The 13,152-nt window shown below is 38.0% G+C and carries 10 protein-coding genes; all 10 read right to left on the bottom strand.

All coding sequences use genetic code 11. The features are described 5' to 3' along the window. Window positions 1-40: 40 nt before the first annotated feature. The 10 genes from AA980_RS06405 to ligA all read right to left on the bottom strand — a co-directional run bounded on the left by AA980_RS06405 (window position 41) and on the right by ligA (window position 13,123). Window positions 41-1,042 (bottom strand): glycoside hydrolase family 43 protein, encoded by a 1,002-nt coding sequence (locus tag AA980_RS06405; RefSeq protein ID WP_024026465.1) that lies wholly within the window; start codon window positions 1,040-1,042, stop codon window positions 41-43. A 73-nt stretch (window positions 1,043-1,115) separates the two neighbouring features. Then, window positions 1,116-1,535 carry a hypothetical protein gene (locus AA980_RS06400; protein WP_156351149.1) on the bottom strand — a complete coding sequence of 140 codons (420 nt, stop codon included), beginning with the start codon at window positions 1,533-1,535 and terminating at the stop codon, window positions 1,116-1,118. A gap of 32 nt (window positions 1,536-1,567) precedes the next feature. Further along, entirely contained in the window at window positions 1,568-2,413 is an 846-nt protein-coding gene (locus tag AA980_RS06395; RefSeq protein ID WP_330217795.1) for a carbohydrate ABC transporter permease, read from the bottom strand. 3 nt (window positions 2,414-2,416) lie between these two features. Next, window positions 2,417-3,349 carry a carbohydrate ABC transporter permease gene (locus AA980_RS06390; RefSeq protein WP_024026468.1) on the bottom strand — a complete coding sequence of 311 codons (933 nt, stop codon included), beginning with the start codon at window positions 3,347-3,349 and terminating at the stop codon, window positions 2,417-2,419. Window positions 3,350-3,466: 117 nt separating this feature from the next. Further along, complete coding sequence (locus tag AA980_RS06385) at window positions 3,467-4,732, bottom strand: extracellular solute-binding protein (protein WP_024026469.1); 1,266 nt, start codon at window positions 4,730-4,732, stop codon at window positions 3,467-3,469. Window positions 4,733-4,926: 194 nt separating this feature from the next. Next, window positions 4,927-6,684 (bottom strand): glycoside hydrolase family 2 protein, encoded by a 1,758-nt coding sequence (locus AA980_RS06380; RefSeq protein WP_024026470.1) that lies wholly within the window; start codon window positions 6,682-6,684, stop codon window positions 4,927-4,929. A 285-nt stretch (window positions 6,685-6,969) separates the two neighbouring features. Continuing rightward, a complete protein-coding gene (locus AA980_RS06375) occupies window positions 6,970-8,031 on the bottom strand; it encodes a GntR family transcriptional regulator (protein WP_268926619.1) in 1,062 nt (353 codons plus the stop codon). 245 nt (window positions 8,032-8,276) lie between these two features. After that, window positions 8,277-9,824, bottom strand: a complete 1,548-nt coding sequence (pruA, locus tag AA980_RS06370; RefSeq protein WP_024026472.1) for an L-glutamate gamma-semialdehyde dehydrogenase — start codon at window positions 9,822-9,824, stop codon at window positions 8,277-8,279. Between the two features lie 115 nt (window positions 9,825-9,939). Next, window positions 9,940-11,103, bottom strand: coding sequence for a CamS family sex pheromone protein (locus AA980_RS06365; RefSeq protein WP_024026473.1), 1,164 nt, complete (start codon window positions 11,101-11,103; stop codon window positions 9,940-9,942). 13 nt (window positions 11,104-11,116) lie between these two features. Then, window positions 11,117-13,123 carry an NAD-dependent DNA ligase LigA gene (gene ligA / locus AA980_RS06360; protein WP_024026474.1) on the bottom strand — a complete coding sequence of 669 codons (2,007 nt, stop codon included), beginning with the start codon at window positions 13,121-13,123 and terminating at the stop codon, window positions 11,117-11,119. Between the last annotated feature and the right edge of the window lie 29 nt (window positions 13,124-13,152).

Genomic DNA, 13,152 nt, shown 5'->3' with positions numbered 1-13,152 from the left:
GGTTAGGAGGAGAACTCCCTCCTGCTTTTAAACATAAAGTCTACACTTCTCCAGAAGGTATGACCATCGGGGTATAGGCTGGTAGTGGAGTACCAAAATTAGGGGTACCATCTGGTTTCCAATTGATTTTTTGAACCCTTGGATTCCGAAGCCTTCCCAGACCATGGTCTCCTTCATCCTCCGAAAACGAAAACGCGTGGTAGACGATCCAGTCCTCAGATCCGTCTGGGGATTGAGTAAAGCTATTATGCCCAGGGGAAAATACTCGTTTTTTTACACTTTTCGAGAAAACTGGTCCTGGATACTTTGCCCAAGAATCAGGATCAAGAAGATTTGCCGTTTCACATGCTGTAAGCATCCCTAAGCAATAGTCATCAGACCATGTTGCACTTGCAGAAAAAACCAGAAAAACTTTACCATTCCGTTTTAGAAATATAGGACCTTCATTTATTGCCATTCCACCTTGTTTCTCCCATGCTTCAGCGGGAGCCGATATTAATATGTTTTCACCTATTAGTGTCCATGGGTTTTCCATTTTTGCTATGTATAGTGCTGATCCATAATCAGGAAAATATCCATAACCTGAGTAAATAAAATATAATTCATCATTATGCTGAAGAACGGTTCCATCTAAACCAGGATGGTCGGTATTCACCGCACCCCTGAAATGCCACTTGCCAAGCAATGGATCTGAAGAAGAATTTTCAAGTACAAAGATTTGCCGCGTGTCATCTCCACCCCCATCATTGGCAGTAAAATAAATGAACCATTTTCCGTTAATATAATGTATTTCAGGTGCCCAAATATTGTGGCTATATGGACCTTCTGCTGGGGGAGACCATATTATTTTTTTCTCTGCTGTCGAAATTCCTGTTATGGTCGGACTCTTCCAAATTGCAATATGATCAGATAAAGTAATGGTTAAATAATAGTAACCGTCTGTATGTTTATAAATATATGGATCTGGACCACTTTCAAGCAGGGGATTCATAAACATTTTATTTTTTTGACTTGAAATAATGTTGTGGGTTTGTGTTTCCATTATTAGTTCCTCCAAATCCAACCTATAACCAAAAGAAATGAGGGAAGTTTAACTTTCCTTTGGTTATAGACTATTAATTTTGTAAATGACAGTTTACTAACTTTGATATTGATTTATTTTTTGCTAATGCTAAAATTCCTGCCGATAGAAACATTAAAGCCCCTAAAAGGTCCATCACTAAATAGGAAGCAACCCCTAATAGAATAAACCAGATAGGTTTCTTTACTTCTGCTTTATCGTCCTTCAATGTTTTCGCTAAAACAAAGTTTAAGATTCCCAGTATAACAAATAGCATTCCAAAGCTAACAGAAAACATATACAAACTGCCAAAAATCGATTGGGCAGCCTCAAGTTTTGCTAGAGTGTTATATGAGGAGTTCAATCCTTTATTTTTTATATATGATGCATAAACAAAAATGGTAAGGAGTCCTGATAGTATTTGCCATGTAGAACCGACCATAAGTAATCTTCTCTCGAGCTTTCTATTCACCATTAAGCCTCCTTAACAGGCAGAATTTGTTTTTATTATCCTTTAACACCGGATGACAAGGAGAGTGATTCCATAAAGTACTTTTGTGTAAATAAATATAGGATAAATGTTGGAACAATTGCTACCAGTGCTCCAGTTAAAGCATGAGCTACATCTAGTGCATACATCCCCTGGAGTAATTGTAATCCTGGTGTAATTGGCATTTTTTCAACATCATTAAACACAATAGATGGCCATAAGAAGTCATTCCAAGAGGCTGTAAATGTAAACAATGCTACAACTGTCAATACAGGTCTTATCAATGGCAAGATCAACTTAAAGAATATTTGGAAATCAGAGGCACCATCCACTCTCGCAGATTCATCAAATTCCTTAGGAATCCCCTGCATAAACTGTCTGATGAGAAAAATATTAAATACTCCAGCTGCCCCTGGAACAATCGCCGCTAAATAATTATTTACCCAGCCCAATGTATCAATAATTTTATAGAGTGGAATAAGATTTACGACTGCTGGGAACATCATCGTCGCCATTAAAAAGACAAAGATAGCATCTCTTCCCTTAAATTTCATTCTTGAATATCCATAACCAGCTAATGAAACGATTACTAATACTAATACTGTTTGTGATACCGATATAATAAGCGAGTTCATAAACCATTTGGCAACTGGAGCACTTGTATTACCAAAAAGGACATCCTGGTAATTACCAATAACCCAATTAATAGGTAAAATCGTAAAAGCATTTGTTTGAATATCGGCCTCACTTTTGAAGGAACTGATCATTGTATACAAGACAGGGACAATCCAAATAAACACCATTAATAGTAAAAAGATTACAGCAACAATTTTTGAAATTCTTTTTTTCTCCAAGGTAAGCACCTCCTAATCACGTTGTCTTAAAAAGAAGAATTGGATCGCAGAAACAACCATAATACATAAACCCAGGATTACAGCCAGTGCAGCCCCAATACCAGCAATGGAAATTCCAGAACCAAATGCGTTCTCTTGAATGTACATTAACAAAACTGTAGTTGAGCTTGTTGGTCCTCCTTTTGTTAACATAAGGGGTTGTCCATATACATTAAATTGTGCGATTGTTGTAATGACAACAGTATATAATATTTGAGCTCTTATGCTAGGTAAAGTGATTCTAAAGAATCTTTGGATACTATTTGCCCCATCCATAGAGGCAGCTTCATATAAATCCTTTGAAATACCGTTAAGAGCGGCCTGATAAATAATCATATTCGCACCGATCGTCCACCAAACAGTTACAGTCACTAATGTAATCCAAGCGTATGGCTGGGTAGCGAGCCAGTTCGTTTCTACATTAAGATAATGATTAAGTGGTCCAAAAGAAACACTATAAAGCATGGAAAAAATAATCATTACGGCAGAAACGGAGAACAAAGTGGGCATGTAGAATAATGCCTGAAAAAACTTCATCCCCTTTGGTTTAGTGTTAAGACCTGCAGCTAATAGTAAAGGAACAATAATACAAGCAGGAACCGTAAAAAGAACAAACTTAAAAGTATTCCCCAAACCAGTACGTAATTGATCGTAAAATGTTGAGTCTTGATTAAACAATATTTCTTTATAATTAGCGAATCCTACAAATTCGGGATCTCCTATTAGATCCCAGTTGGTAAAAGAAATATAAATACCATATAAAGTGGGGAAAAGAAAAAAAATTGCAAATAATATTAGATGTGGTCCGATGTAAAGATACGGAGAAAAATTAATACGGTTTTTACCCGAATGTTTTTCTATACCTGAAGACATTTTTAATTCCTTGTTCACTCCAGCATTTATCATAAATTTAAACTCCTATTCTTAAGTTATCGAATAGAGAGAGAAATCCTTATGCTCTTATAAGGATTTCTCTATAATTCTGCTAACCACCCAATATTAATAAACTAATTTCTAGCAATTTTATTTTTTATTGTTTGTTGCAATTTTATCCTCGACTGCCTTTTGAGCTGATTTTAATCCTTTATCAATATTTAATTTTCCATAGATCGCATCACCGACTAATTTATCAACTTCTTCTGCTACAAATCCATTGTATTTATAATCAAAGATTTTAAGCGTATTTTGCATTTCAGGATTTTTCACTAAAAATGATTGTGGTAAGTTTTGATATTCAGGATTTTCTAATGTCGCTAATGCTGCAGGATTTTGGCCAGCTTTAGCCCATGGAAGTGAATTTTCTCTGACATAATCAAGGAAATCCATTATACCCTTCGTCTTCTCTTCAGATCGATTTTTGTCCTTAAACATTACGAATTGATGTGAGGACGTCCAGTTGACAATTTTATCAGGCGAAATCTGAGGGAAGCTTGTTAAACCCCACTTCAAATTTTTCGCTTCATTTACACTATTTTGCATCCAGATTCCTTCTGGAAAAAAGATTGCCTTACCGGATTTGAATAACTGACCTGGGTCTTCTCCATCCTTGTTAGTAATTTTGTCATCAACTAATCCTTTTAATAGTTCTAATGCTTTCTTAGCTTCTGGAGTATTAAGAGTTGGTGTTTCACCGTCACTAGTTATATCTCCACCAAGTTGATTGTAAATCGATAAAAAGATCGGTCGGGTCCAAGTTATCCCAATACCAATGATTTTATCTTTTTTAGCCAATTCTCCAGCGGCTTTTATTTCATCAAAGGTTATCACGTTATCATCGAGTGCATGTGGTGCATATTTTTCTAGTAAATCTTTATTGTAATACATGACAAAACTGTGTACATCTAATGGAACACTATATCTGCTTCCATTAAGATCACCAATATTCCATCCTGCCGGTACATAGTTTTCAGCTTTAATTTCAGGATGGTCAGCCAATTTGTCGTCATACTTGGTTAATAAGTCATTATCAACAAATTGTTTAATTCTCTCAGCATGGACAATTGTAAGATCAGGAATCCCTTTTCCAGAGTTAACGACCGTTGGGATCTTTTTATACATATCATCAGCTTTAATGGATACATTTTTTACCTTGAATTTTGGATTTGTCTTGTTATATTCATTAACGATTTGTTCCATATTCTTACCATCAGGCCCTGTAAACGGGTTCCAATAGACAATTTCATTAGCTGAAGAAGAACCCCCGGAGCCTGAACTAGTTGAACTACAGCCTGACAAAGCCATCATAACCACAAAAAGTATGGAGAACATTAATACTGATATTTTCCTCATTGGTTTTCCCCCTGATTTTTTTATAATAAAAATGATACCCTAACAGCTTGTAAATTGTCCTCCTCCCAATTAAATACAGAATAATTAATAGCAAGTCCACTTATAAATAAATATTTTACTATATATAATTACCTTCGCCTGAACCTTTATAATTTTCAGACAGAGGAGATTATACTTAATTATGAATCTAGGAATTATTTATCGTTAATTGCCCTGATTTTGTTTAAGTCTACTTTGGCTACTCGATTTTCCTTTAATAAGCCGTTAACCTCTTGCTGCACATCAGTAATTTGTGTATAACAAAATCCACTAATATATGGAGTACTTTTAATTGCTTGAGTAATAGATTCATAACGATGTAAGAACTCTTCTTCACTCTTTACTTGATTACCGTAGCCCCAGCCTTTTTCGGAATTGAATGCAATGCCGCCATATTCACTTATAATGATTGGCTGACCGTTATATTTGTAACCTTGTGCCATCGCATGTTTAAAATTATTAAATGCTAAATCGTTATGAACTACTTTTTCTTTGTCTGTATATCGCTCTAAAAATTCATCACCAAGCTCTACATAATCATGCAGCGAGATAATGTCTGAAACGGTGTGCTCCCAGCCGTCATTTACAATAACAGGTCTCATACTATCAATAGCTTTTGTAAGATGATAGATTCCTTCAGTAAACTTCTGCTGCTTTAAGTTTGTATAAATATTTTTCACACCCCAAGATTCATTAAACGGAGTCCAGGTAATAATGCTTGGATGATTATAATGTTGTTTCACAACTTCTATCCATTCCTCTGTAAAATTCTGAACAGCCTCATCTGAAAACTCATAGGTTGCAGCCATTTCGGACCAAACAAGTAGACCTTTTTTATCTGCCCAATAAAGGAAGCGCTGGTCTTCCACTTTCATATGCTTCCTTACTCCGTTAAAGCCCATCTCCATTGTCCGATCAATATCCTCAATGATTGCTGCTTCTGAAGGCGGTGTTAAATGGGACTCTTCCCAATACCCCTGATCTAAAATAAGTTTTTGATAAAGTGGAATATTATTCAATAAAACATTCCCATTCTCGATTGAAACCTTTCGCATTCCAAAATATGACTTTACAGAATCTATAACTTCATCGTTTTGGTATAAAGTAAATTCTACATCATATAAATTGGGAGCTTGTGGACTCCAATGGACCACTCTCCAATGGTGAAACTCACTTGCAATATTCGTCTTGATTGTTTGATTTGAGCGATTAACCGTTAGCTCAAATGCTTTAATTAATTCACCTTTAAATGTAATTGTTGTTTTCAAGACTAAAGATGGATCAATGTTTCCTGAAACTTCATAGGCAAACTCCACTGATTCTGTATCTATATCAGGAGTAATCTTAACTGCTTGAACATGGGCTTCATTCAAAAACTCAAGCCAGACTGTTTGCCAAATTCCCGTTGTTTGAACATACCAGCATTCATAACTATCATCTAACCAACGCTGTTTTCCTCTTGGCTGGAAACAACTTTGACTATCTTCAATTTTCACCACAATATTTAATTCATTTTTCTCATCTAAATAATCAGTTATTTTAAAAGAGAAAGCGATCTGTCCACCTTTTCTTTCACCAACAAAAGTACCGTTCACCCATAGCTTTGTTATATAATCAGCCGCTTGGAAATGAAGTATTAACTTCTTTTTTTCATATTCACTAGGAATGGTTACGCTTTTTTGATACCAGACATTAGGACAAAATACTTCCTCACCAATGCCGCTGGCTTTTGTTTCATATGTAAAAGGAACAATAATTTTTTTATCAAAATTTGATTCTTTGAACCACTTTTCCTTTTCACCTTGGTTCTCTCTATCAAACTTAAAATTCCATTCGCCATTTAAATTCATCCAGTCTGCCCTTTCAAATTGGGGTCGTGGATATTCTTTTCTCGGAATATTCATTTCTGTCATTTTATATAGCTCCTTTAAATAATTTCTTATCAAAAATCTGAGTTATCTGGTTATTGAAAGTGCTTACACTGTAATTTTATATTAAGAGATATCCTCATTAATATACTAAATTTAGTATATAATATACTTTTGGTAAAAGGCTAGTTTACTAAATCTTATTCATAAAATAAATCACAACAAAAAACCCAAACGCCGACAAAGGATAATGCCTACGTTTGGGTTGTACCTTCTTTTAAACATGATATCTATATTGAAAGGTTAATTTTCATATAGAGTACCCATATGTCATGTTATTATCGTTTCCAATATTTCTACACTTTCACTTATTTTAAGTTCAACAGGTACATAAATTCTTTTGGGTTTATAAGTACCTTCAATTTGTTCTAAAAGTAGTTCAACTGTTTTTTTACTACATTCAGCAATATCCTGCTTTATAAACGAAATTCCAGATATACCTAGTGGATCAAAAGTTAGCAATTCAATTTTCCGACCTATTTCTTTCTTTAGTGAACTTATTGCTAAATGGGTATACAACGCTAACTCAGCATTCATTGTAAACACAGCTGTCATTTCCGGTTTATTCAATAAAAAGTCTCTAATTAACTTTGGGGTTTTACTCTGAGCTATTTCATTGAAGCTCAAAGTCAGCCATAGATTTTTATTAATGGTAGTTTTCCTTTTTAAAAAGGCATTTTCGAATCCTCTAGCTCTCTCGTGAGTCACTGTATTAGTGATAATTGGGGATATAAGGCCAATATTTTTATGTCCTTTGTTTATTAAGTAGGAGATAGCCTCGTAAGTTCCCGCTTCATTTTCAGAGGTCACACTATAAGTTAAAATATTCTCCATATACCTGTCTATTAATACAAAGGGGAATTTATCCAGCGTTAGCCTTAGCACAGCATCATTATAGGTTTCTTTTTCTGTAGGAAAAATAATCATTCCCTTAACGTCCATTTCTCTAAACATCTCGATCGCATCTGCTTCTTCAAATTGGGACTCTCTTGTTATCTTTATAATTAGATTATGACCTGTCTGGGAAACATATTTTTCAATATTATTGACAAACTCTTGTTCAATCCTTGTTTTCATACTAGGGAGAATAAGGCCAATTAATCCTTTCGGTTTATTCGGTTGTCTGATTGAAGTCGTTAGACTGCTCTCACAGACAAACGTTCCTTTCCCTTTAATTCTTTCTACTATTCCTTCTTCCGCAAGACCTGCAAGTGCATTTTTAGTGGTAATTTGACTTACATGGAATTTTTCAGTTAACTCCTTTTCTGAGGGAACACGGTCACCTACTCGTAACTTACCAGATTGTATTTGCTCTTTAATTTTATTTTTTATTTGTTGATACAGAGGTTCATTCTTAATCTTAGCTCACCCTTACCCTTAAATAATACAACTTATATTAAGTATATTAATACTTAATATATATTTTTACAACAAAATACTATCCTTTCAACAATTTCAGGGAACTGATGAAGAAAGATAAAGGCTTACACAATGGAAAAAAAGCCTTCATCCCTATTTAAAGAATGAAGGCTTTTTACAGTTATTCATATTAATACTAAGAATAGTATTTGTTTGAATTAATACATTTCGGAAGTTGTTTTCGCCTGCATGTGAAGCAGTAAGTAGTCTGGACCGCCCGCTTTGGAGTCAGTTCCGGACATGTTGAAGCCGCCGAATGGCTGATAGCCAACGATTGCTCCAGTACAGCCACGGTTGAAGTAAAGGTTACCAACATGGAAGTCTTCACGAGCTTGTTCCATGTGAGCACGATTTGTTGTGATAACTGCGCCAGTCAAACCATACTCAGTATTGTTGGCAATTTCGATCGCTTCATCGAAATTTTTCGCCTTTGTAAACCCAACCACTGGTCCAAAAATTTCTTCCTGCATGATGCGCGCTTTTGGAGCAAGATCGGCAATGATTGTTGGTTTTATGAAATAACCTTTAGAGTTATCGCCTTCACCACCAGCCAATAGCTTACCTTCTTGCTTGCCAATTTCAATGTATTCCATGATTTTCTTGTAGGCGTTGTTATCAATAACTGGCCCCGTGTAATTTGAATTGTCTACAGGATCACCAATTGTTAATTGGTTTGTTAATTCAACAACACGGTTCAATACTTGATCATAAACATCTTCAACAATTACTGCACGAGAACATGCAGAACATTTTTGTCCGGAGAATCCGAAAGCTGATGCCATGATGGATTGTGCTGCCAGCTCAAGATCGGCTTCACTATCAACAACGATGGTATCTTTACCGCCCATTTCCGCAATTAAACGCTTCATCCAAATTTGACCTTCGTTCAATTTAGAAGAACGTTCGAAAATGCGAAGTCCGACTTCTCGTGAACCTGTGAAGCTAACAAAACGGGTATCTTTGTGGTCAACTAAATAGTCGCCCACTTCAGAGCCGTTTCCTGGAACGAAGTTTAATACGCCTTTTGGAAGACCTGCCGCTTCCATTACTTCAACAAATTTAGCAGCAACAATCGGTGTGGTTGAAGCTGGCTTGAGTAGAACAGTATTACCAGAAACAATGGCTGCTACCGTTGTACCTGCCATGATAGCGAACGGGAAGTTCCATGGTGAAATGATAATCCCCACTCCCAGTGGAATATAGTCATAACGGTTATATTCGTCTGGGCGGCTATTAACGGGAACGCCATTTTTCAAAGACAACATTTGGCGTCCATAATATTCAAGGAAGTCGATTCCTTCTGCCACCTCAACATCTGCTTCTCTCCATGATTTACCTGCTTCTTTTGTTAAAAGGGCAGAAAACTCAGCTTTACGGCGACGAATCATTGTTGCTGCTTTAAAAAGCACATCCGCGCGAACTTCAGGCTTTGTCTTTTTCCATGTTTTAAATGCTTCAACGGCTGCCTGCATTGCTTTTTCAGCGAGGTCTTTGCTCGCTTTAGAAACACGGCCGATAACCTGTGCTGTATTAGCTGGATTGTAGGAAACAATTTTATCTTCTGTTGTAATCTTTTCACCGCCGATGACAAGGTCGTAGTCCTGTCCTAGATAACCTTCAACGGTTTCTAACGCCTTGAGATAGGCTTGGCGGTTTTCTTCCTTCGAAAAATCTGTAAATGGTTCGTGCTTGTAAGGTTGTACCATTCTTAAAACCTCCTATGTAATAAAACGTTTACATCCACTGTCCATTCTATCATGATTCTTTTCTGAGCGGCAATAATTTGAGAATTGAAAAAAGACCTGGCACTAGGGCCGGGTCTTATTGGTAAATATAAACGAATGGTTCAGTCGCATCTGCTTTTTTGACGATAAGAGCTTCAGGGCCGTCTACCGAGGTAACACTTACCGAAACAGAAAGATACTTTGGAAAATGCTCCATTACTAAGCCTGTCACGTATTGGGCAAATCCGATCCCTTCTGTTTTTCCATAAAATTGGATTGGAATGGTGATATTCAATTCCTGCATCTGGTCGCCAACATAAAAGCCTCTGCCGATGACACCATTAAAGTTTGGAAAATACTCTTCTACATCCTGCTTAAAGTTTAGAAAGGCAATTTGATCATCACGATGATCGTTTTGAGCAGCAGCTGAAGGGAATAAATAGTGTTTTTCATCTACATTTTCCCAGCTATTTAAACTCGATTTGCCCTTATCCACCGTTGCATAACTAATGAACCTTCCAGGTATAACCGAAGATTTAGTTTGTTGTTCAAATAGTGCGATTGTAATTGGCACATCGGAGACATCCTTCATCGCACGCAGTCGTTTGACTACTTCTTCGGCGATTTTCTTGCCTTCCCTTTCCATTTCTGCAGCGGGCACTTTCATTTCTTTTTCAATCGTCCCAGTGCCCTGCGGCACTTTATAATAGTAGTACGAATTTAACGCCAGTCCAATTGTCACACCACCGAGCGCTACAGTTCCTTTATCGTCTTTTGTTAAATAATCGTGCTCTAAAATATGGGCTAAATAAATTGGACTGCTAGGCTCTTCGACCGTTCCGGAATTAACCGGATTTAAGCCGATATTCTCTTCTGCCTTCATTTTATTTTCTTTCAGCTGCGCATCCGTGTATTGACGGTTCAACCATTTCCTTATGGTCTTCCCGTCAATTTCTTTCCCTTCACGGAAATAATATTTGTCCGTATCAAAGCTATTTTGGGCGATTCTCATTAGGCCCATTTCAAATTCATTCAAATCATATCTTGTGTTGATATTACTGACGACCAGCCCGCGTGCTTCCCCAGGCTCAAACGGTAAAATCGTCCGATAATACTTATCTGAAATATTATATTTCGGAATAATCGCCTTCCCTTTTTCCTTCTCCTTTGTTTGGACAACTTCATTTTGCTTCTGAAAGTTGGGTGCACAGGCACTCAGCAAAAAGACAAGGGAGAGGGCGAGCAATGAGACCTTTCTCATTTCGAAACACCTCTTATTTATTTAATTCTTCTAAAAGCTTCTCCTCATCCCACACTTCAATGCCCAGCTCTTCTGCTTTCTTTAGCTTCGAACCAGCGTCAGCACCGGCAATGACGAGATGTGTTTTTTTGCTCACACTGCCGGCGACATTGCCGCCAAGTGCTTCAATCTTTTCCTTGGCTTCGTTTCGCGATAATAGCTCAAGCTTTCCTGTAAGGACGACTGTTTTTCCGGCAAAAATCGAATCTGATTCTGTGGCCGAAACCGGTTTGACTCCTTTATACGCCATATTTACCCCGGCAGCAGCTAATTCATTGATTAGTTCCTTTGCTTCGTCTTGTTCAAAGAAGGCAACAATGGAATCAGCCATTTTTTCGCCGATTTCGTTTATCGCGATTAATGCATCCTTAGAAGCAATCGCAAGTTTATCCATACTATCAAAATTGATAGCCAGCGTTTTTGCAGCTTTCGCGCCGACATGACGGATCCCAAGACCAAATAACAGTTTTTCAAGCGAATTGCTTTTGGAGGCTTCAATAGCTTCTATTAGATTAGAAACTGACTTTTCGCCCATTCTTTCAAGGGCTAAAAGCTGTTCACTTGTAAGCTTATAAATGTCAGCAACATCGCCGATTAATTTTTCGGCAAACAGCTGACTGATAACCCTTTCGCCAAGGCCGTCGATATTCATCGCGTTCCTTGAGACAAAGTGAATCAAGCCTTCGCGAATTTGCGCTGGGCATTTAGGATTGATGCAGCGCAGTGCTACCTCACCCTCAAGGCGTACAAGTTCACTCTCACACTCGGGACAATGGGTTGGCATCTTAAATTCTACTTCATTGCCTGTCCGCTGATCTGCCAGCACATTGACCACTTCCGGAATGATATCGCCCGCTTTTTTAACGACGACTTTATCGCCAATTTTAATATCCTTCTCGCGGATTAAATCCTCGTTATGCAAGGAAGCACGCTGCACCGTTGTTCCCGCTACTTTGACAGGCGTTAGAATCGCTGTCGGCGTGATGACACCTGTTCTGCCGACACTTAGCTCGATATTTAAAAGCGTTGTCACCACTTCCTCAGCAGGGAATTTAAAAGCAATTGCCCAGCGCGGACTTTTTGCTGTAGTACCAAGCTCATCCTGCTGCTCTAAAGAATCGACTTTGATAACGATTCCGTCAATTTCATAAGGAAGATGCGGGCGTTTTTCGGTCCAGCTTGTTACAAACTGGATTACCTCTTCAACTGTCGCGCATGTTTGCCGTTCTTTATTTGTTTTAAAACCAAGATGGTCTAAATAATCCAGCCCTGCGCTGTGGGATACTGCTCCAATTGCTTCTGGATTGCCAATTCCATATAGAAAGACATCCAGCTTTCTCGATGCGGCAATCTTCGGGTCAAGCTGTCTGAGTGAACCTGCAGCGGCGTTCCTTGGGTTGGCAAACAGCTCTTCACCGCGTCCCGCTCTTGCCTCATTCAATGCTTCAAACGAGCGCTTCGGCATAAAGGCTTCACCACGGACCTCTAACGAAACAGGTTCCCGTAAACGCAACGGAATCGATTTGATGGTTTTTAGATTTGCAGTGATATCTTCACCAATTGTTCCATCCCCGCGGGTAGCACCTTGGACAAATAAACCGTCTTCGTATCTTAATGAAACGGCAAGCCCGTCAATTTTCAGCTCACATACATAAGAAAAGTCATCGCCGACCGCCTGGCGGATGCGGCGGTCAAAGTCCCTTAAATCCTGTTCATTAAAGGCATTCCCAAGGCTTAACATCGGGGTGCGGTGTTCAACCTTTTCAAAAAGTGCAAGAACGGCACCGCCGATACGGACTGAAGGAGAATCTGGCGTTTTTAACTCCGGGAACTTTTCTTCCAACTCCAGCAGTTCCTGCATGAGTTTATCATACTCCGCATCTGGTACAGATGGTTTGTCTAACACATAATATTCAAAGCCATATTGATTTAATAGGCTTCTGATTTCTTTGATTTTCTGTTCAGCGATTTGAAGGTCCATATATCCAGCCCTTTCATTCGGTTATACCC

Source organism: Neobacillus vireti (assembly GCF_001026695.1).
Taxonomy (GTDB): Bacteria; Bacillota; Bacilli; order Bacillales; family Cytobacillaceae; genus Neobacillus; species Neobacillus vireti.
The sequence above is the reverse complement of the archived record's forward strand: the minus strand, read 5'-3'. Positions and strand labels throughout refer to the sequence as shown.